Below are 19,224 nucleotides of genomic sequence, written 5' to 3'. Positions count from 1 at the left end.
GCCGGGCGGGGGAGTCCGGTGAGCCGCGGGCAGGGCGCGGCGCGGGTCACCGGCGCGGGGTCACCGCGGTTCGGCGAGTCGGCGCAGGAGCGGCGTGACGGACCGCAGCGCGTCGCGCTCGTCCGGGGCGAGGCGCGAGAGCCGCTCGGAGAGCAGTTCCGCCTCGCCGTGCGCCAGGGACGCGATCGTGTCGCGGCCCAGCGCGGTGAGGTCGACGATCGTGGCCCGACCGTCGGCGGGGTCGGATTCGCGGCGGACCATGCCGCCCGACTCCAGGCCGGTCACCACCGTGGTCGCGGTCGGCTGGGAGCACAGGGCCCGCACCGCTATCTCGCCGATCCGCATCGGCCCCTGGGAGGCCAGTTCCGCCAGCACCAGCAGTTGCGTGGGCTGGAGCCGGCGGACGGAGGCGGACTGGCGCAGGCTCCGGATCAGCCGGTGCACGGCGACCACGAGTTGTAACGCGTCCTGATTGGTCACACTGGTGGTCATCATGGACCTCCTGGTAGCTCACCGTGAGTGAGCGAGTGTCCGAATTCGGACAGGACATTCGCACTATCGCAGTACTCCTGTCCAGAGAATGGATTCATTCGCACCCGGATGTACTCATGACTGTCCGCACCTGTGCGGACAGCCGGTGGAGATGTGGGATGTGCGGTTCACCCGACCGCGTCAAGAAAGTGTCAGGAACCTCGCCCAGCGTGATCGGGAACGGCGGTGCGGCGCGTTCCCGGCGTAGTGTCCCAGCGTGACGAAGGTGCTGGTGGTAGACGACGAGCCGCAGATCGTGCGGGCGCTGCGGATCAACCTGTCGGCGCGCGGCTACGCGGTGCTGACCGCCCACGACGGCACCACCGCGCTGAAGGCCGCCGCCGAGGGCAAGCCGGACGTGGTGGTGCTCGACCTGGGGCTGCCCGACGTCGACGGCACCGAGGTGATCGCGGGCCTGCGCGGCTGGACGACCGTGCCGATCATCGTGCTGTCCGCGCGGGTCGACTCCGCCGACAAGGTGGAGGCCCTGGACGCGGGCGCGGACGACTACGTGACGAAGCCGTTCGGCATGGACGAGCTGCTGGCCCGGCTGCGCGCGGCGGTGCGGCGCGGCGCCGTCGTGGAGGGCGAGGACGCGGTCGTGGAGACGGCGTCGTTCACCGTGGACCTGGCGGCGAAGAAGGTGCTGCGCGACGGCGCCGAGGTGCACCTGACGCCCACCGAGTGGGGCCTGCTGGAGGTCCTGGCCCGCCACCGCGGCCGGCTGGTGGCGCAGAAGCAGCTGCTCCAGGAGGTGTGGGGCCCGCAGTACGCGAAGGAGACGCACTACCTCCGGGTGTACCTGGCGCAGCTGCGCCGCAAGCTGGAGCCCGAGCCGTCCCACCCCCGGCACCTGGTCACGGAACCGGGGATGGGCTACCGCTTCGAGGTGTGAGCCCGCCCGGCCTCACCCGGCGGGGAGGACGGGGTGCCGCTCGAACAGCACGGTCCCGCGCACCACCAGCTCCTTGTAGCGCGCCGCGAGCCGCCCGGTGAGGACCAGCTCCCTCGGCCGGTCGTCGGCGTCCACGAACTGGATCAGCCCGTCCCGGCGGCCCAGGCTGACGCACTGGTTGACGTACCGGAAGCCCAGCGGCCCGGGCTCCTCGCCCCGCTGCCGCCGCGCCAGCGCCCGCACGGCCCGCTGCGCGGTCGGCAGGCCCGTCGCGCACGCCATGCGCAGCTCCAGGCCGTCCTGCCGCCTGATCGCGGCGGCGTCGCCGATCGCCAGCACCTCGGGGTGCGAGACCGACGTGAGGGTCTGGTCGACGAGCACGCGGCCCGCGGCGTCCACCGCCAGCCCCGCCTCGCGGGCCAGCTCGGGGACCGCGAACCCCGCCGTCCACACGACCGCGTCGGCCGCGACCCGCTCGCCGCCGTCGAGCACCACGCCGCCGGCGTCCACCTCCGCGACGCCCGCGCCGTCGCGCACGACCACGCCGAGCCGGTCGAACACCCGGCGCACGTGCCGCCGGCCCCTCGCCGACAGCGCCTGCCCGAACCCGCCGCCGGTCACCAGCGCCACGTCCAGCTCCGGGCGCGACTCGGCCAGCTCCGCCGCGGCCTCGACACCGGTCAGCCCGCCGCCGACGACGACGACCGAGCGCGCGGTGGCGAGCGCCCCGGCGAGGCGCTCGGCGTCCTCCGCCGTGGCGACCGAGTGCGCGTGCTCGGCCGCGCCCGGCACGGTGAAGGAGGCCCGGCTGCCCAGGGCGTAGACCAGGCGGTCGTAGCCCAGGGAGCCGCCGGTGAGCCGCACCCGGCGCGCGGCGAGGTCGACGCCGGTCACCCGGTCGACCACGAGCTCCACGCCGGTGCCCCCGAGCAGGTCGCGCAGCGGCAGGTCGCGCAGCCGCTGCCCCGCGGCGAGCTGGTGCAGCCGCACCCGTTCCACGAACCGGTCCCGCGCGTTGACCAGGGTGACCCGCGAGCCGGTCCACCTCGCCGCCAGCTTGGCCGCCGCCAGGCCGGTGTAGCCCGCCCCGACCACCACGATGTGCTCCGCCATGTTCCCGTCCTCTCGTCCGGTGGTGGAGCGGGACGGGGGCCGGGGACGTGACGCCCCTAGGCTGTGAGGCGTGTCACCCGTCTCCCTGGTCCACACCTGGCAGCTGTCCCGGGCCGACCGCGCCGCCGTGCGGGCGCTGCTCGACGAGGCGTTCGACGGCGGGTTCTCCGACGAGGACTGGGACCACTGCCTTGGCGGCGTGCACGCCCTCGCGCGCGACGGCGACGACCTCGTCGGGCACGGGGCGGTCGTGCGGCGGCAGCTGGCGCACGACGGCCGCCCCGTGCGGGTCGGGTACGTCGAGGCCGTCGCCGTCCGGGCGCCGCACCGCCGCCGGGGCGTCGGCGGCGCGGTGATGGGCGCGCTGGAGGGCGTCGTGCGCGGCGGGTACGCGTTCGGTGCGCTGAGCGCCTCCGAGGACGGCCTGGGCTTCTACGCGGCGCGCGGGTGGCTGCGGTGGCGCGGCCGGACCTTCGCGATGACCCCGGACGGCCTCGTGCGCACCGAGGAGGAGGACGACGGGGTCTTCGTGCTGCCCGCCGGGACCGCGCTGCCGGACCTGCGCGGCGACCTCGCGTGCGACTGGCGCGCCGGCGACGCCTGGTAGCGCTGCCCGGTAGCGCTACGGGGCGTCCGTCGTCGTCCCGGTCGGGGTGGTGCTCGACGGCGCGGCGGAGGACGGCGGGTCGAACGACGACGGCGGGTTGCTCGGCGGCGGCGACGTCGTCTCCGGTGCCCCCGGCGAGCCCGGCGTCACCGCGGTGGTCCGCACCGACTCCGGGGCGGTGCGCGGCTCCCCGGACTTCGGGGCCGCCGCGTCGCCGCGCTTGACCGCGCCGACGCGGGTGGACACCGTGACGACGACGGTGGCCGTGCGGCCGTCGGGCGCGACGCTCTCGTAGGTGCCCGGCGACTCGTCCACGCCGGCACGCGGTTCCGGCGGGGCCGGTTGCGGGTCGCCCCCGGCCAGCACGGACGCGAGGGTGGCCATGACGGTGGCGACGACGGCGCCGCCCGCCGCGAGCAGGGCCACCGACGAGAACCGCTTCTTCGGCGACGCCGGACGATCTTCCTCGAACACGCCAACTCCCTGGGGAAAACCCGGTCGGTCGGCCGGGTGTCCGGGGTATCGGCGGCGCGGGGCGCGACTTTCACCACCCGAGCCGGTCCTCCACCCGATGGTGTGGAGGACCGTCACCGGTCGCGCGGACGCTCGTTACGTCGTCGGCTTGTCGGGCTCCGTCGTGGTGGTCGTCGTCGGGACCACCACCGTCGTGGTGGTCGTGGTGGTCGTCGTGACGACCGGCGGCGGCGTGGTGGTCGTCGTGGTCACCTGGCCGGGGTCGGTCGGCTGCTGCGTCGGCCCGGTGTCCTCGACCGTCGTGGTGGTCGTGGTGCCGTCGGGGTTGGTGACCGTCGTGACCCGGGTCCGCTTCGCGGTGGTCGTGGTCGTCGTGCCGGCGGCCGACGAGGACGTCGTCGTCCCGGTCGTCGTGGTCACGGTGACCGACTCGGCCGACGAGGACGTGCGCGGCACCGTGGTGAGGGTGTCGCGGTTGACCACGTCCTCGCGCGGGGTGGGCGCGGGCGCCGCGCCGGGGCTCGCGCCCGCGAAGGAGGCGACGGTGGCGAAGATCGTCGACACGGCGACACCGGACGCGGCCAGCAGCCAGTGCGGCGACACGCGCCTGCGGGAGGTGTCGGGCTCCGGGGTCCGGTACTCCGGAGTGCCGTCTCCCGGCGTGCCCTGCTCTGGGGTGTCGTGCAACGGTGCTCCCAAGGTGATCTACCAGCCGAAGTTCTGGGTCCAGTACCAGCCGCGCGTGTCCAGGCCCACCCCGATCGTGGTGAAGCCGCAGTTGAGGATGTTGCGCCGGTGGCCGTCGGAGTTCATCCACGCCTTCATGACCTGCTCGGCCGAGCGCTGGCCCTTCGCGATGTTCTCGCCACCGGGGTTGGGGTAGCCCGCCGAGCGCATCCGCTGGGCGAAGTCCACGCCCTCCGGGGTGGTGTGCGAGAAGTAGTCGCGGTCGGCCATGTCGGAGGTGTGGTCCCGGGCGGCGGCCGTCACGCGCTCGTCGACGGTCAGCGGCTCGCAGCCCGCCAGCTCGCGGGCGTCGTTGACCAGGGCCACGACCTCGGCCTGGGGCGACACCGGGGCCTCGGTGGTCGTGGTGGTGGGCGCGGTCGACGACTCGCGGGTCTCGGTGGTCGTCGTCCCGGTGGTCGTGGTGGTGGGCGCGGCGGTGGTGGTCGTCGTCGCCTCGGTGGTCGTGGTGGTGGACGACGGGGCCCCGGTCGTCACGGGCGGTGCCTCGGGCTCGCGCTCCGGGGCGGGCCCGCCGACGCCGCCCACACCGCCGACGCCGATACCCTTGCCGGGGCCGCCGCCCTGCGCCGTGCTCTGGCCGGTGAACGGGGCCAGCCGCTCCGGACCGGCGAACGCCACGCCGGTCGCACCGGCCGCGCCGAGCAGCAGGCCGAGGAGTACGCCGATCACGGATCGATTACCGCGTCGTGCAGTCACGGTCGCGCACCGTACCACTAATGGGTGAAATATTTGGATGGCCTCGATGGGTGAAGAAGTACCGACCGTGCGCCTCACCGCGTGGGTGCGCGGGCACGTCCAGGGCGTCGGGTTCCGGTGGTGGACCCGCTCGCGAGCCCTTGAGCTGGGGCTCGTCGGTTCCGCGTCCAACCTGCGGGACGGCCGGGTGGAGGTCAACGCCGAGGGGCCGGAGCCCGCGTGCCGCCGATTGGTGGACGCCCTCCGGTCCGGCGCCACCCCCGGTCGGGTGGAATCGGTCGTGGAGCGCTGGTCGGAGCCCCGCGGCGGCCTCACCGGTTTCGCCGAGCGTTGAACGCGCCCGCGCCCGGTGGCGTAGTACCTCGATGTGGACCGGGGCGAAGATGTCGTCAGGCAGTTGTACGGCCGCTGGCGCGGCCCCCTGCACGGCTACGTCCTGCGCCTGGTCGGGGGTGACCACCGGCGGGCGGAGGAGGTGGTCCGGGAGACCCTGCTCAGGGCGTGGCGGCACGCCGGCGGGCTGACCCCGGACGACGCGGGGCCGTGGCTGCACACCGTGGCGCGCGACCTGGCCGTCTCCGGCTTCCGCGAGCGCGCCGGCCGCACCCCGGAGGTCCCCGCCGAGCCGGGGGTCCTCGCCGAGCCGCGCGTTCTCGCCGAGCCGGGGGTGTTCGCCGAGCCGGGGACCCCGGTCGGACCCGGGCGCCTGCCGCCGGTGGTCGACGCGCTGGAGCACGTCCTCCAGGGCTGGCAGGTCACCGAGGCGCTCAAGGGCCTCAGCCACGACCACCGCACCGCCGTGGTGGAGCTGTACTACCGGCGGCGCTCGGTCGCCGAGGCGGCCTCGGCGCTGGGCGTCCCGCCCGGCACGGTCAAGTCGCGCTGCTTCTACGCCCTGCGCGCGCTGCGCGACGCGCTGGAGGAGCGGGGGGTGACCCGGCCGTGAGCTGCACGGAGACCGTCGCCCTGGGCGCCTACCTGCTCGGGTCGCTCGACCCGGCGGAACGGGCGTGGTTCGAGCGGCACGCGCACGGCTGCGCCGCCTGCCGCCGGGAGGTGGTGCGCCTCGCGCCGCTGCCCGGCCTGCTCGGCCAGGTCCGGCTGTCGGACCTGGAGCTGCCGTTCGACGACCCCGGCCCGGGACCCGACCTGTGGCCGCTGCCGCCGGCGGAACCCGCGCCGCCCGGACCCGGGCCGGTCGGACTCGGACCGGTCGGACCCGGACCGGTCGCCCGCCGTCGCCGGAGGTGGCGGTGGCCGCTGCCGGTCGCCGCGGCGGCGCTCGTGCCGCTGGTCGCGGGCGCGCTGCTGCTCGTGCCGCCGAGCGACGACGCCCCGGCCGCGGTCAGCTGGCACGCCGTCGACGCGACGTCCGGCGTCGAGGCCCGCGCGGACCTCGTCGGCCGGTCGTGGGGCACGGAGCTGAGGCTGAGCATCGGCAACGTGCCCAGGGGCATGAGGTGCAAGCTCGTCGTGCACGACCGCGCCGGGCACACCGAGGTCGGCGGCTGGTGGGGCGCCGACGACGCCGGCGGCGAGCGCGTCCCCGGTGCGACCTCGTTCGAGGTCGGGGAGATCGAACGCCTCGACGTGGTGGTGGACATGGAGGTCCTGGTCTCGGTGGCGCCGTGATCGCGCAGGTCAGCCCCGCCCCGCCCGTGACCGGCCGGAACCCTTCTCGGTTACGCTGCCTCGCGTGCACCTCAAGAGCCTGACGCTGAAGGGCTTCAAGTCCTTCGCCTCGGCTACCACCCTGCGCTTCGAGCCGGGCATCACGTGCGTCGTCGGCCCCAACGGCTCCGGCAAGTCGAACGTGCTGGACGCGCTGCGCTGGGTGATGGGGACGCAGGGCGCGAAGGACCTGCGCGGCGGCAAGATGGAGGACGTCATCTTCGCCGGCACGTCCGGCCGCGCGCCGCTCGGCCGCGCCGAGGTGACGCTGACCATCGACAACTCCGACGGCGCGCTGCCGATCGACTACGTCGAGGTGTCGATCACCCGCCGCATGTTCCGCGAGGGCGCCACCGAGTACGAGATCAACGGCAACTCCTGCCGGCTGATGGACATCCAGGAGCTGCTCAGCGACTCCGGCATCGGCCGCGAGATGCACGTGATCGTCGGCCAGGGCCAGCTCGCCGCGATCCTGGAGTCCAAGCCGGAGGAGCGCCGCGCGTTCGTCGAGGAGGCCGCCGGCGTCCTCAAGCACCGCAAGCGCAAGGAGAAGGCGCTGCGGAAGCTGGAGGCGATGCAGGCGAACCTGACCCGCCTCACCGACCTCACCGCCGAGCTGCGCCGCCAGCTCAAGCCGCTGGGCAAGCAGGCCGAGATCGCCCGCCGCGCCCAGGTCGTGCAGTCCGAGCTGCGCGACGCGCGGATGCGCCTGCTGGCCGACGACCTGGTGACGCAGCGCGAGGCGCTGGCCCGCGAGGAGCAGGACGAGGCCCGCGCCCGCGCCCGCCGGGCCGAGGTGGAGAAGTCCCTCCAGCAGGCGCAGTTCCAGCAGAACGAGCTGGAGGACCAGGTCGCGGCCGACGCGCCGAAGCTCCAGCAGGCCCAGGACACCTGGTACCGGCTCTCCGCGCTGGAGGAGCGGTTGCGCGGCACCGTGCGGCTGGCCGTGGAGCGTGAGCGGCACCTGTCGGCGGCGGTCGAGGCGCCGCGCGGCGGGCGCGACCCGGACGAGCTGGAGGCCGAGGCCGAGCAGACCGCGCTGCTGGAGGAGGAGCTCCAGGAGGCGGTGACCGAGGCCCGGGTGGGGCTGGCGGAGGCCGTGGAGACCCGCGCCGAGCTGGAGCGCCAGGTGTCGGCCGCGGAGAAGGCGCACCTGGCCGCCGTGCGCGCCATCGCCGACCGCCGCGAGGGCCTGGCCCGGCTGTCCGGGCAGGTGGAGGCGCTGCGGTCCAAGACGAGCGCGACCGCCGAGGAGATCGAGCGCATGTCCACCGCGCTCGCCGAGGCCGTCGAGCGCTCCGAGCTGGCGCAGCAGGAGCTGGCCGAGGGCCGCGAGGCCACCGGCACCGAGGACGAGGACGACGTCGGCCTCGACGAGCGGCACCGGCTGGCCGTCGAGGCGAACGACGCGGCGCGGAGCCGGGTCGAGGAGCTGGTGAGGTCCGAGCGGACCGCCGAACGCGACATCGCGTCGTGGCGGGCGCGCGTGGACGCGCTGTCGCTCGGCCTGACCCGCAAGGACGGCGCGGGCGCGCTGCTCGCGTCCCGGCTGCCCGGCCTGCTCGGGTCGGTGGCCGCGCTGCTGACCGTGGAACCGGGCGCCGAGGTCGCGCTGGCCGCCGCCCTCGGGCCGGTCGCGGACGCGGTGGCGGTGGCGTCGGGTTCCGACGCGGTGGCCGCGCTGGAGCTGTTGAAGGAGCAGGACGGCGGGCGCGCGGGCGTGCTGATCGGCGGCGCCGGGACCGGTGCCGACCGCTCCGGCTGGCCGTCGCTGCCGCCGGGCGCGCGGTGGGCCGTGGAGCTGGTGCAGGCGCCCGAGGCGCTGCGGCCCGCGCTGCACCGGGCGCTGGACCGGCTCGCCGTCGTCGACGACCTGGGCGCGGCCCGGCCGCTGGTGGAGGCCCACCCGGACGTGCGGGCCGTGACCCGCGAGGGCGACGTGCTGGGCGCGGACTGGGCCGTCGGCGGCTCCGGCGCGCGCAGCCAGAGCGTCATCGAGGTGCAGGCCGCGGTGGACGAGGCCGCGGAGAAGCTGGCGCTGGCCGAGCGCGCGGCCGAGCAGTGCACGGCGGCCCTGGAGGGCGCGCGGGCCGAGCAGCAGGCCAGGCGCGCCGAGGTCGCCGCCCTCAAGGAGCAGCTCAACGAGGCCAAGGTGCGGCGCGCCCGGTCCTCGGAGCGGCTCAACCGGCTCGCCGCGGCTGTGCGGTCCGCCGAGGCCGAGGTCGAGCGGGTGCGCGCGCAGCGCGAGAAGGTCGAGGCGGCCCGCGAGGAGAACCTGCTCAAGCTCGCCGAGCTGGAGGAGCGCCTCCTCGTCGCCCAGGAGCAGCAGGACCTGGAGGACGAGCCGGACACCGCGCACCGCGACGAGATGGCCGCCGAACTGGCCTCCGCCCGGCAGGGCGAGGTGGACGCGCGGCTGTCGCTGCGCACCGCCGAGGAACGCGCCCGCGCGGTGCAGGGCAAGGCCGAGGGCCTGCGCCGCGCCGCCCGCGCCGAGCGCGAGGCGCGGGAACGCGCCCAGCGCGCGCACGCCGCCCGTGCCCGGGGCGCGGTCGTCGCCAAGGCCGTCGTGCGCGGCGGCGAGGTGGCGCTGGCGCGGATCGCGGTGTCCCTGGAGCGCGCCGCCCGCGAGCGCGACGCCGCCCAGGAGCGCCGGGGCCAACGCGAGGCGTTCCTCGCGCAGGTGCGCAGCCTGGTGCGGGAGATGTCGGTGGAGCTGGAGAAGCTGACCGACGCCGTGCACCGGGACGAGGTGCTGCGCGCCGAGCAGCGGATGCGCATCGAGCAGCTGGAGAGCAAGGTCGCCGACGACTTCGGCATCGGCCTGGACGACCTGGTCGCCGAGTACGGCCCGGACGTGTTCATCCCGCCGTCGCCGCACGAGGTCGCCGAGTACGAGGCGGCCAAGGAGCGCGGCGAGGCCGTCACCGCGCCGCAGCCCATCCCGTACGACCGCGACACCCAGGTCCGGCGCGCCAAGCGGGCCGAGCGGGACATGTCGCTGCTCGGCAAGGTCAACCCGCTGGCGCTGGAGGAGTTCGCCGCGCTGGAGGAGCGCTACAAGTTCCTGTCCAACCAGCTGGAGGACATCAAGGCGACCCGGCGCGACCTGCTGACCGTCGTGAAGGAGGTCGACGACAAGATCCTGGAGGTCTTCACGGCGGCCTACGAGGACGTGGCCCGCGAGTTCGAGGTCGTGTTCAAGGTCCTGTTCCCCGGCGGCGAGGGCAGGCTCGTGCTGACCGAGCCGGGCGACATGCTGACCACCGGCATCGAGCTGGAGGCCCGGCCGCCGGGCAAGAAGGTCAAGCGGCTGTCCCTGCTGTCCGGCGGGGAGAAGTCCCTGGCGGCGGTCGCCATGCTGGTCGCGATCTTCCGCGCCCGGCCCTCGCCGTTCTACGTGATGGACGAGGTCGAGGCGGCGCTGGACGACACCAACCTGCACCGGCTGATCAGCCTGTTCGAGCAGCTGCGCGAGCACTCGCAGCTGCTGATCATCACGCACCAGAAGCCGACGATGGAGATCGCCGACGCCCTGTACGGCGTCTCGATGCGCGGTGACGGCATCAGCCAGGTGATCTCGCAGCGCCTGCGCGCGGCGGAGGACCGGCCGAAGCGCGCCAAGCCCAAGCCCGCCGCCGCCGCCGAGCCGGCTGCCGGGCCCGTCGCTGCCGAACCCGTCGCCGCCGAACCGGCTACCGCCGAGCCCGCCGTCGCCGAGCCTGCCGCTGACCCCGCCACTGCCGGGCCCGCCGTCGCCGCCGAGCCCGCTACCACCGGCGTTCCCGCCGCGGAGCCCGCCGAACCCGGGGTCGAGCCCGGCGGGTGACCGCGCCGCGGACCGCTACGCGGGTGACGCGCCCCTGCGCTCGTCGAGCCGGACGGCCTCCTCCGGCGTGGGCGCGGTGCCGCCGAGGTGCGCGGGCTGCCACCACTGGCCGTCGCCGGACTCCGGGTAGCGCGCCTGGGCCTGGTCCAGCAGCTCCTGCATCCGGGTGCGCAGGGCGGCGTCGGTGGTCGGCTCGATCGGCTCGCCGACGACGATCGTGATCGGCACGTGTCGCTGGGTCAGGCTCTTGGGCCGGCCCTTGGTCCACAGCCGCTGGGTGCCCCACACGGCGGTCGGCAGCAGCGGCACGCCCGCCTCGGCCGCGAGCCGCACGGCGCCGCTCTTGACCTCCTTGACCGTGAACGACCGGCTGATCGTGGCCTCGGGGAAGATCCCGACGACCTCGCCGGCGCGCAGCGCGGCCAGGGCCTGCTGGTAGGACGCCTGGCCGGCACCCCGGTCCACCGGGATGTGGTGCATCCCGCGCATCAGCGGGCCGGACACGCGGTGCTCGAACACCTCGTGCTTGGCCATGAACCGGACGAGTCGGCGCGCGGGCAGCGCGCCGAACCCGGCGAAGATGAAGTCCAGGTAGGACACGTGGTTCGAGGCCAGCACGGCCCCGCCGGTGGTCGGCACGTGCTCCGTGCCGTCCCGGGCGATGCGCAGGTCGAGCACGCGGAACATCAGCTTGGCCGCGGCGATCACCGGCGGGTACACGCGATCTGGCATACGACCAGCGTACGTTACTCGCTAGTAGTGGAGGAGCCTTCGTGCTCGCGCACGACCTTCGGCACCCCTGCCAGGTCCTCTTCGTTGCACAACAGCTTCAACGCGTAGTACGGCGAGCCCTTGGTGTCGTCGTAGTCCAGGTGCACGGCGATCACGTCCACCGGCTCGCCGAGCCAGTCCTGGGTCTGCCGCAGCCACGAGGCGGCGCGCTCCAACGCGCTGGGCAGGTCGTCGTCGCGGAACTCCACGGGCCGGTAGGGGACTTCCTGGACCTGGTCCCGCTGGTTGGCGGGCATCGGGAGGTCTACCGCCACCCCACTGTCGTTGAGTTCGAGTTGGATCGTTTCCTCACTGCTCACCCGTCCAGGGTTCCCCAGCCGTGAACGCGCGGCAAGTGATGTCGCTCAACCCAGCACGACCGGCAGCTCCGCCAGGCCGCTGACCAGCACCCGACGCCACGCCAGTTCCTCGACCGGTCGCGCCGCCCGCAGGCCCGGGAACCGCCTCAGCAGCACGCCCAGCGCCTCCTGGAGCTCGATCCGGGCCAGTTGGGCGCCCAGGCAGAAGTGCGGGCCGGCGCCGAGCGCCAGGTGCGGGTTCGGCGTCCGCGCCAGGTCCAGCTCGTCCGGCGCGCCGAACGCCCGCGGGTCGCGGTTGGCCGAGCCGATCGACGCCATCACGCCCTCGCCCGCACGCACCACGACCCCGGCGACCTCGACGTCCTCCAGCGCCACCCGCAGCTGCCCGACCTCGCTGAGCCGCGTGAACCGCATCAGCTCCTCCACCGCGCTCGGCACCAGGTCGGGCTCGGCCACCAGCCGTTCCCAGTGCCGCCGGTCGCGCAGCAGCGTGGCGACGAAGCTGGTGATCTGGTTCGCCGACGTCTCGTGCCCGGCGACCAGCAGGTTCAGCGCGAACGCCACCAGCTCGTCGTGCGTCAGCGAGGTCGCGCACAGCTCGTCGAGCAGGTCGTCCGACCGCCGCGCCGCGAGCTTCTCCGAGACCAGCGCGCCCATGTACCCCAGCAGGCTCGCCATCGCCCCCTCGACGCGCTCCCGCTCGGACATCTCCAGGCTGTACGACAGCTCGACCCACTCGCGGAACCGCTCCCGGTCGTCGTAGGGCACGCCGAGCAGCGTGCAGATCACCTGGATCGGCAGCGGCAGCGCGAACACCCGCCGCAGGTCGGCCCCGTCGCCCGGGTCGGCGGCCAGGTCGGCGGCCAGGTCGTCGGCCAGGTCGTCGGCCAGCCGCTCGCACAGCCCGCGCACCCACTCCCGGGTCCGCTCGATCCGCCGGTGCGCGAACGCGCCGGAGACCAGCTTGCGCAGCCGGGTGTGCTCGGGCGGGTCCGTGGTCGGCAGGGTGCCGGCCAGCGGTCGCGAGACGCCCACCCGCGGCGCGCCCTCCTTGACCACCGCCGCGCGGGAGAACCGCGGGTCGGCCAGCACCAGCCTCACGTCGTCGTACCGGGTCACCAGCCACACCCGCGCGCCCGCGAGCGTGCGCACCCGCACGGCCGGCGCCTCCTCGCGCAGCCTGGCCCACGTGGGGGAGGGGTCGAAGGAGAACGCGTCGGCGAAGGGGATGTCCAGGACCTCGTCCGTCATGATCCCGACGTTAGGAGCCGAGCGGTGCGCAGCGCCACCGCCACGAGGTGCGCCGCGGCCGGTCGCCGAGCGGGACCCGGCCGTTCGCCCACAGCAGAGCGGCCATCGGGTCGTCGCCGGGCGGCACGTCCGGGAACATCCGCCGCAGCACCGCCGCGGGCAGCTCCGGGTCGGGCGCGAACACCGCGCCGAGGCCGCGCGCCGCGTCGTGGGTGTGCACCAGCATCTCGTCGCAGCCCATCCCGGCGAACCCGGCCGGGTCCGACAGGCCCCACGGGTGCCAGCCGCGCGCGTCGGGCGGGTGCGCCCCCACGACGGCGGCGAGCACCTCGGCCGACGTCCGCAGCGCGCGCACCAGGTCCGCGGGCGGGGACGACGGCCGCACCCGCACCTCCGCCGCGTTCAGCTCCACCGGCCCCGCGGCGAGGTCCGACGAGTACCAGAGCAGGCAGTCCGACACGTGCGCCACCGTCGCGGCGACCGTCCAGCCGATCTCCGGCACCTCCGCCGACCAGTCGGCCCCGACCACCCCGTCGAGGAACGCGCCGCACGCCCGCGCGACCGCCCGCACCACCCCGGCGCCCAGCCCCGCGTCCGGCCCCACGCCCACCCCGGCGTCCACCCCGGCGTCCACCACTGAAAACTCCCTCGCGTTCATCCGACCCCGCGGGTGACCATCTCAGACATGTACGACATCCGTCCCGCCACCCAGGACGACCTGGACGCCGTGCTCGCCTTCGTCCTGCGCCTGCAGGCCGACGACGCGCACCACATCGGCTACCTCGGCGAGACGCTCGGCGACCTCGCCGCCGAACTGGCCGAGTTCGAGCCCGACTGGGGCTCGTGCACGGTCGTCGCCACCGACGACTCCGGCCGCGTGTGCGGCGCGCTGAGCGTCGAGGTCGACACCGAGCTGAACCGCGCCTTCCTGCACGGCCCGTTCGTCGACGTGCCCGTCAACCACCCGGCGGGCAGCCGCATCTGGGACCAGACCGCCGACGCCCTCTACGCCCGCGCCGCGCCGCTGCTCGACGGCGTCGCCGACCGCGAGCTGCTCGGCCACACCGGCCACCGGCGGCTGGCCGCGTTCGCCGAGCGGCACCGCTTCTCCGCCGCCCGACCGTGCGGCATCCACACCCTGAAGGGCGACGGCCTGCGCGCCCTGCTGCTGCGCGAGGTGAGCTGCCCGCGCACCGGCCCGGCGCGCGAAATGCGCGTCCTGCCCACCGACCGCGCCGTGCACGAGGCCGTGGCCGTGCTGCACGAGCGGTGCTTCCCGAAGACCTACCTGTCCGGCCGTTCGCTCGTCGACGGCAGCCGCAAGCACACCGTCGTGGTGGCCATGGACGGCGACCGCGTCCTCGGCTACGCGTCCGGCAAGGCCGAGCCGAGCGAGTTCTACCTCGACTTCGTGGCCGTGGAACCGGACGTGCGCGGCCAGGGCGTCGGCGCGGCCCTGATCACCGAACTGGTCTGGAAGCTCGCCGAGTCGGCCGGCGCGCGCCCCCAGGCCGCCGCCGCGATCCTCGCGGGCAACCGGTCGTCCCAGCGGCTGTTCGAACGCCTGGGCTTCCGGCTGCACCTGGAACTCGTGGCCTACCGAGCGGGCCGGGCCGCGTGACCCGCACCCCGCCCTGACCCACGCCCCGACCCACGCCCCACCCGACCCACGCCCGTCCACCCTCAGCCCGAACCCGAGCCGCCCCCGACCGCGTCCAGCCCCGGCCCCGGCCCCGGTACCAACCTTGGCCCCGGCTCCGGTCGACCCCCTCGGCGGCCCCCAGACCGCGAACCCCCGGACCGCGAACCCCCGGAACCCGAAGTTCCCCGGCCGCGAACCCCCGCCCCGCGAAGTCCCCCGAACGCGAACGCGCAGCAGGGGTCCCCGCCCAGGGGGACCCCTGCTTCCGATCTTACCGACCACCACCGACAACACCGGCGGAACCGGCGGGCCGGTCCCGCGTCAGGCGGCCTTGGCGGACACCGGTTCCGCCACGTCCGGCGGCTGGTCGCCCTTGTGCCGCAACGACATCAGGCCACCCACCACCAGCGTGATCAGCACACCCATCGGGGTGTACCACGGGTACGCCAGGGACACGATCTTCTGCGCGGGCGCGGCGGGGGAGAAGTCGATCGCCAGGGTCGCGTCCGGGCCGACGAACTTCACGCCCAGGATCACGAACGCCATCACGACGACCGTCACCGCGAACGCCACGACCGCGTCGAGCTGCCGCGCCCTGCGGAACAGCAGCCCCAGCAGGAACGCGCCCAGCAGCGCGCCGTAGGTGAACCCGGCGATCGACAGGCCCTGCTCCACGATCGGGTTGCCGCGCCGCGTCAGGGTCGCGAACAGCCCGGCGCACACGATCAGCAACCCGGCCCACGCGACCGTCCACAGCCGGCCCTGCCGGAACACCTCGGCGTCGCTCATCGGCGTCCGCCGCACGCGCTGCACCACGTCCGTCACCGTCGAGGACGCCAGCGCGCCCAGCGACGACGACAGCGCGGCGGCGAGGATGCCCGCGATCACGAACCCGGACAGGCCCGACGGCATGTCGTTGACGATGAAGTGCGCGAACAGCTCGTCGTTGTTGTTGAGCCCGAGGTCCTTCACCGGCGCGGCGGCCTTGTAGAAGGCCCACAGCATCACGCCGATGAACAGGAACAGCGCGAACTGGAGGAACACCACGACGCCGCTGGCGATCAGCGCCTTCTGCGCCGCCTTCACGTCCTTGGTCGCCATCAGCCGCTGCACGATGAGCTGGTCCGCGCCGTGCGAGGCCATCGACAGCACCGCGCCGCCGACGAACGCGGTCAGCATCGCGTACGGCGACGTGAAGGGCGACGCCGACAGGTCGAACACCTGGAACTTGCCCGCGTCGGAGGCCGACGAGAACCAGCCGTCGGGCAGCTTCCCGCTCAGCACGACGATCACCACGGCCGCGCCGACGACGTACCAGAGCATCTGGATCGCGTCGACCCACACGACGGCCCGCACGCCGCCGAGGAAGCTGTAGACCACCATCGCGATGCCGAGCACGGCCACGATCACCCAGTACGAGGCGTTCACGCCGTACGCGGCCAGCACGACCTTCACCGGGATGGCCGTGGCGAACAGCCGCAGGCCGTCGGCGAGCAGCCGGGTCACGAGGAACGTCACCGACGCGGTGCCCTGGACGCCCGGCCCGAACCGCTTGCCCAGGAACCCGTAGGCGGTGACCAGCTCGCCCGCGACGTACTTGGGGAGCAACACGAACGACACCACGACCCGGCCGACCAGGTAGCCGATCGCGAGCGACAGGAACGTCATCGTGCCCAGGTAGGCGATCGTCGGCACGCTCAGCACGGTCAGCGTGGACGTCTCCGCGGACACCACCGAGACGCACACGACCCACCACGAGATGCGGCGCTCGCTGACGAAGTAGTCGGTCGCCGAGCGCTGCCGCCCGCCGATCCACACCCCCAGCAGCGGCATGCCCACCAGGAACAGCACGATGATGCCGACATCAAGTGCGCGCACGGCGTCCTCCAGTGATTCTGAGCCCGCGAACGGCGGTGATCGCGGGTTCGGGCAGGCGCAGGGGATAGCGGCCGGGGGTGAACGACCCCAGCGGGCGGGGGCCGGCGGCGCCGGTGGCGGACGGCACGTTGGCCGGCAGGCCGTGCCAGGCGAGGAAGCCCAGCAGCGCGGCCAGGTAGGACTCCTTGGCGTCCGGGGGCAACCCCAGTTCGTCGCTGGCGCGCAGGTCGACGTGCCGCCGCAGCGACTCGACGAGCACGGGGTTGCGCATCCCGCCGCCCGAGCCGACCACGGTGCCCTCGCACTCGGCGGCGACCGTGCGCGCGGTCAGCTCGGTGAGCGTGGCCAGCAGGTCCTCGGCGGGCATGGTCAGGCCCTCGGTGACGCGGTCGAGGTAGGCGCGGTTGAAGTGCTCCTTGCCGGTCGACTTCGGCGCGGGCCGCGCGTAGTAGGGGTCGGCGAGGAGCCGGTCGAGCAGTGCGGTGTGCACGCGACCGCGCCGGGCGAACTCGCCGTCGGTGTCGCGGTCGCGCATCCCGCCGGAGAGGACGACCATCGCGGCGTCCATGAGCGCGTTGCCCGGTCCGGTGTCGTAGGCGATCACACCTCCGGGTGAAACCTTGGTGACGTTGGCGATACCGCCGATGTTGAGCGCGGTGGTGGGGCCGTCGGCGTCGGCGAGCCACAGCGCGTCGAGGGTGCTCGCCAGCGGCGCGCCGTGCCCGCCCGCCGCGACGTCGCGGGCCCGCAGGTCGGACACCACGGGCAGGCCGGTCGCCTCGGCGATCCACGCGGGCTGGCCGAGCTGGAGCGTGCCGAGGCAGCGGCCGTCCTCGACCCAGTGGTGCACGGTCTGGCCGAGCGACGACACCAGTTCGCCCTCGTACCGCGACGCCACGTCCGCGAACAGCTGACCGAGCCGCGTGTCCAGCTCGCACAGCTCGGCGGCGCTCGTCGGCGGCACGCGCAGCTCGGGCGGGAACGGGTGCTCGGCGTGCTCGACGGTGGTCAGCAGGACGGTCGGCCCGTCCAGCGACAGGTCGGCGACGGCGACGTCGACGGCGTCCATCGACGTGCCCGAGATGAGCCCTATCACCCTCACGCCCTGTGGTGTATTCCACACAGCCCGCAGCGCGCAAGAGTGCCGGTGGGAAAGTTGCCGGAAATCAACTCGGTTCGTCGATCGTCCACATAGGGGGGCGTGCGAGGATTGGCCGGTGTCCACCACGTCCCTGATCTGGATCATCGTCGTCGTCGCGGCACTGCTCGCGGTCGCCCTCGTGGCGGGCGTCGCGCTGTCCCGGCGCCGGCGGATCAGCCTCACCGACGCCCAGCGCGACGAGGTCGAGAAGCCCGCGAAGGGCTACCAGGCCGGCGGGGCGATCACGTTCAACGCGCCGACCGCCGCGCCACCCCGGACCGCCGAGCCCGAGGTGGTCCGGCCCGACGTCGTCCGGCCCGACACCGCGCAGCCCCCGGTCGCCCAGCCCTCGGTCGCCCAGCCCCCGGTCGCCCAGCCCGAGGTGACCGGGCCTGAGGTGGCCGGGCCCGAGGTCGTCGAGCCGGTCGAGCACCCGGTCGCCGACCGCACCGAGGTCGACGGCCAGCCGGGCGTCGGCGACGACGCGTCCGTGCCGCGCGACTCGGTCAAGCGCGGGTTCGTCGAGGTGGACCTGCCCGAAGAGGCGTCCGAGATCGACGAGATCGAGCCCACCGCGGGCCGGTTGGAGCGGCTGCGCGGGCGGCTGTCGCGGTCGCGGTCCACGTTCGGCCAGGGCCTGCTCGGCCTGCTCGGCGCGGGCGACCTGGACGAGGACTCGTGGACCGACGTCGAGGACACCCTCCTCATGGCCGACCTCGGTTCGGCCATCACCGACCAGGTCGTCGCGGCGCTGCGCGAGCAGATCGCGAGCCGCGGCGTGCGCACGCCCGACGACGCCCGCGCCCTGCTGCGCGACGTGCTGGTCGACGCGCTGCACCCGGAGATGGACCGCGTCGTGCACGCGCTGCCGCACTCGGGCAAGCCTGCCGTCGTCCTCGTCGTCGGCGTCAACGGCGTCGGCAAGACCACCACCACCGGCAAGCTGGCCCGCGTCCTCGTCGCCGACGGCCGCACGGTGCTGCTGGGCGCGGCCGACACGTTCCGCGCCGCCGCCGCCGACCAGTTGGAGACCTGGGGCTCGCGGGTCGGCGCGTCGACCGTGCGCGGCGCGGAGGGCGCGGACCCGGCGTCCGTCGCGTTCGAGGCGGTCAAGCAGGGCGTGGTCGCGGGCGTCGACACCGTGCTCGTCGACACCGCGGGGCGGCTGCACACCAAGACCGGCCTGATGGACGAGCTGGGCAAGGTCAAGCGCGTCGTGGAGAAGCAGGCCGAGGTCGACGAGGTGCTGCTCGTGCTCGACGCCACCACCGGCCAGAACGGCCTGACCCAGGCGCGGGTGTTCGCCGACGTCGTCGACGTGACGGGCATCGTGCTGACCAAGCTCGACGGCACCGCCAAGGGCGGCATCGTGTTCCAGGTGCAGCGCGAGCTGGGCGTGCCGGTGAAGCTCGTGGGCCTGGGCGAGGGCGCCGACCACCTGGCCCCCTTCGAACCGCAGGCCTTCGTCGACGCCCTCCTCACCTGACCCCCGGCGAGAGTCCAACGCCCAGGCCCCGAGAGTCGTACCGCCAGGTCGCGAGAGTCGTACCTCCAGGACCCCTGAGTTCTACGTTCCGGACGTAGAACTCAGGGGTCCTGGGCGTTGGACTCTCGCGACCTGAGGGTTGGACTCTCGGGTCCTGGGCGTTGGACTC

19 protein-coding genes are annotated in these 19,224 nt (G+C 74.4%); 8 read left to right on the top strand and 11 right to left on the bottom strand.

Annotated features, from left to right (window positions below; all coding sequences use genetic code 11):
- Positions 1-60: 60 nt before the first annotated feature.
- Positions 61-492, bottom strand: coding sequence for a MarR family transcriptional regulator (locus tag ACRAKJ_RS35645; protein WP_438925074.1), 432 nt, complete (start codon positions 490-492; stop codon positions 61-63).
- 256 nt (positions 493-748) lie between these two features.
- Here ACRAKJ_RS35645 and ACRAKJ_RS35640 point away from each other — a divergent pair, with 256 nt between their 5' ends.
- Positions 749-1,426, top strand: coding sequence for a response regulator (locus tag ACRAKJ_RS35640; protein WP_438925075.1), 678 nt, complete (start codon positions 749-751; stop codon positions 1,424-1,426).
- Positions 1,427-1,438: 12 nt separating this feature from the next.
- On the opposite strand, the gene ACRAKJ_RS35635 is transcribed toward ACRAKJ_RS35640, so the two are convergent.
- Positions 1,439-2,635, bottom strand: a complete 1,197-nt coding sequence (locus ACRAKJ_RS35635) for an FAD-dependent oxidoreductase (RefSeq protein ID WP_438925076.1) — start codon at positions 2,633-2,635, stop codon at positions 1,439-1,441.
- On the opposite strand from ACRAKJ_RS35635, the gene ACRAKJ_RS35630 reads away from it, so the two are divergent.
- On the top strand, positions 2,610-3,146 hold the full coding sequence (locus ACRAKJ_RS35630; RefSeq protein WP_438925077.1) for a GNAT family N-acetyltransferase: 537 nt from the start codon (positions 2,610-2,612) through the stop codon (positions 3,144-3,146). The two genes, ACRAKJ_RS35635 and ACRAKJ_RS35630, sit on opposite strands and share 26 nt — an antisense overlap.
- Before the next feature lie 15 nt (positions 3,147-3,161).
- On the opposite strand, the gene ACRAKJ_RS35625 is transcribed toward ACRAKJ_RS35630, so the two are convergent.
- The 3 genes from ACRAKJ_RS35625 to ACRAKJ_RS35615 all read right to left on the bottom strand — a co-directional run bounded on the left by ACRAKJ_RS35625 (position 3,162) and on the right by ACRAKJ_RS35615 (position 5,039).
- Positions 3,162-3,620 (bottom strand): hypothetical protein, encoded by a 459-nt coding sequence (locus ACRAKJ_RS35625; RefSeq protein WP_438925078.1) that lies wholly within the window; start codon positions 3,618-3,620, stop codon positions 3,162-3,164.
- 135 nt (positions 3,621-3,755) lie between these two features.
- On the bottom strand, positions 3,756-4,307 hold the full coding sequence (locus ACRAKJ_RS35620) for a hypothetical protein (RefSeq protein ID WP_438925079.1): 552 nt from the start codon (positions 4,305-4,307) through the stop codon (positions 3,756-3,758).
- An 18-nt stretch (positions 4,308-4,325) separates the two neighbouring features.
- A complete protein-coding gene (locus ACRAKJ_RS35615; protein ID WP_438925080.1) occupies positions 4,326-5,039 on the bottom strand; it encodes a CAP domain-containing protein in 714 nt (237 codons plus the stop codon).
- 73 nt (positions 5,040-5,112) lie between these two features.
- On the opposite strand from ACRAKJ_RS35615, the gene ACRAKJ_RS35610 reads away from it, so the two are divergent.
- The 4 genes from ACRAKJ_RS35610 to smc all read left to right on the top strand — a co-directional run bounded on the left by ACRAKJ_RS35610 (position 5,113) and on the right by smc (position 10,566).
- Positions 5,113-5,400, top strand: coding sequence for an acylphosphatase (locus ACRAKJ_RS35610; RefSeq protein WP_438925081.1), 288 nt, complete (start codon positions 5,113-5,115; stop codon positions 5,398-5,400).
- A 33-nt stretch (positions 5,401-5,433) separates the two neighbouring features.
- Positions 5,434-6,012 carry a sigma factor-like helix-turn-helix DNA-binding protein gene (locus ACRAKJ_RS35605; protein ID WP_438925082.1) on the top strand — a complete coding sequence of 193 codons (579 nt, stop codon included), beginning with the start codon at positions 5,434-5,436 and terminating at the stop codon, positions 6,010-6,012.
- Positions 6,009-6,698, top strand: a complete 690-nt coding sequence (locus tag ACRAKJ_RS35600; protein WP_438925083.1) for a zf-HC2 domain-containing protein — start codon at positions 6,009-6,011, stop codon at positions 6,696-6,698. The genes ACRAKJ_RS35605 and ACRAKJ_RS35600 overlap by 4 nt, the downstream gene beginning before the upstream one ends.
- A 64-nt stretch (positions 6,699-6,762) precedes the next feature.
- Positions 6,763-10,566, top strand: a complete 3,804-nt coding sequence (gene smc / locus ACRAKJ_RS35595; RefSeq protein ID WP_438925084.1) for a chromosome segregation protein SMC — start codon at positions 6,763-6,765, stop codon at positions 10,564-10,566.
- Positions 10,567-10,581: 15 nt separating this feature from the next.
- Here the strand turns inward: smc and ACRAKJ_RS35590 are convergent, their stop codons facing one another.
- The 4 genes from ACRAKJ_RS35590 to ACRAKJ_RS35575 form a co-directional block, all read right to left on the bottom strand.
- Positions 10,582-11,298, bottom strand: a complete 717-nt coding sequence (locus ACRAKJ_RS35590) for a 1-acyl-sn-glycerol-3-phosphate acyltransferase (RefSeq protein ID WP_438925085.1) — start codon at positions 11,296-11,298, stop codon at positions 10,582-10,584.
- A 14-nt stretch (positions 11,299-11,312) separates the two neighbouring features.
- The gene (locus tag ACRAKJ_RS35585) at positions 11,313-11,594 is read right to left on the bottom strand and encodes a hypothetical protein (protein ID WP_306747635.1); all 282 of its coding nucleotides are present in this window, start codon (positions 11,592-11,594) and stop codon (positions 11,313-11,315) included.
- A 108-nt stretch (positions 11,595-11,702) separates the two neighbouring features.
- Complete coding sequence (locus ACRAKJ_RS35580) at positions 11,703-12,908, bottom strand: cytochrome P450 (RefSeq protein ID WP_438925086.1); 1,206 nt, start codon at positions 12,906-12,908, stop codon at positions 11,703-11,705.
- 10 nt (positions 12,909-12,918) lie between these two features.
- A complete protein-coding gene (locus ACRAKJ_RS35575; RefSeq protein WP_438925087.1) occupies positions 12,919-13,545 on the bottom strand; it encodes a maleylpyruvate isomerase N-terminal domain-containing protein in 627 nt (208 codons plus the stop codon).
- A 48-nt stretch (positions 13,546-13,593) separates the two neighbouring features.
- Here ACRAKJ_RS35575 and ACRAKJ_RS35570 point away from each other — a divergent pair, with 48 nt between their 5' ends.
- Positions 13,594-14,529, top strand: coding sequence for a GNAT family N-acetyltransferase (locus ACRAKJ_RS35570; RefSeq protein WP_438925088.1), 936 nt, complete (start codon positions 13,594-13,596; stop codon positions 14,527-14,529).
- A 342-nt stretch (positions 14,530-14,871) separates the two neighbouring features.
- Here ACRAKJ_RS35570 and ACRAKJ_RS35565 read toward each other — a convergent pair whose 3' ends face one another.
- Both ACRAKJ_RS35565 and ACRAKJ_RS35560 read right to left on the bottom strand, forming a co-directional pair.
- Positions 14,872-16,428: a sodium:solute symporter gene (locus ACRAKJ_RS35565; RefSeq protein WP_438925089.1), complete on the bottom strand. Its 1,557-nt coding sequence runs from the start codon at positions 16,426-16,428 to the stop codon at positions 14,872-14,874.
- Positions 16,415-17,530: an anhydro-N-acetylmuramic acid kinase gene (locus tag ACRAKJ_RS35560; protein WP_438925090.1), complete on the bottom strand. Its 1,116-nt coding sequence runs from the start codon at positions 17,528-17,530 to the stop codon at positions 16,415-16,417. Before ACRAKJ_RS35560 ends, ACRAKJ_RS35565 begins: the two co-directional genes overlap by 14 nt.
- A gap of 115 nt (positions 17,531-17,645) precedes the next feature.
- Between ACRAKJ_RS35560 and ftsY the strand changes: the two genes are divergently transcribed.
- Complete coding sequence (gene ftsY, locus ACRAKJ_RS35555; protein ID WP_438925091.1) at positions 17,646-19,055, top strand: signal recognition particle-docking protein FtsY; 1,410 nt, start codon at positions 17,646-17,648, stop codon at positions 19,053-19,055.
- Positions 19,056-19,224: the final 169 nt, after the last annotated feature.

The organism is Saccharothrix sp. DSM 118769, assembly GCF_052936295.1.
This window is presented reverse-complemented; position numbering and strand designations above follow the sequence as displayed.

What these genes read in the sequence shown, in the direction of transcription:
- ACRAKJ_RS35570 (WP_438925088.1), top strand. Translation starts at nt 13,594, where the DNA reads ATGTACGACATCCGTCCCGCCACCCAGGACGACCTGGACGCCGTGCTC.
- ACRAKJ_RS35585 (WP_306747635.1), bottom strand. Translation starts at nt 11,594, where the DNA reads ATGCCCGCCAACCAGCGGGACCAGGTCCAGGAAGTCCCCTACCGGCCC.
- ACRAKJ_RS35590 (WP_438925085.1), bottom strand. Translation starts at nt 11,298, where the DNA reads ATGCCAGATCGCGTGTACCCGCCGGTGATCGCCGCGGCCAAGCTGATG.
- ACRAKJ_RS35610 (WP_438925081.1), top strand. Translation starts at nt 5,113, where the DNA reads ATGGGTGAAGAAGTACCGACCGTGCGCCTCACCGCGTGGGTGCGCGGG.
- ACRAKJ_RS35580 (WP_438925086.1), bottom strand. Translation starts at nt 12,908, where the DNA reads ATGACGGACGAGGTCCTGGACATCCCCTTCGCCGACGCGTTCTCCTTC.
- ACRAKJ_RS35645 (WP_438925074.1), bottom strand. Translation starts at nt 492, where the DNA reads ATGACCACCAGTGTGACCAATCAGGACGCGTTACAACTCGTGGTCGCC.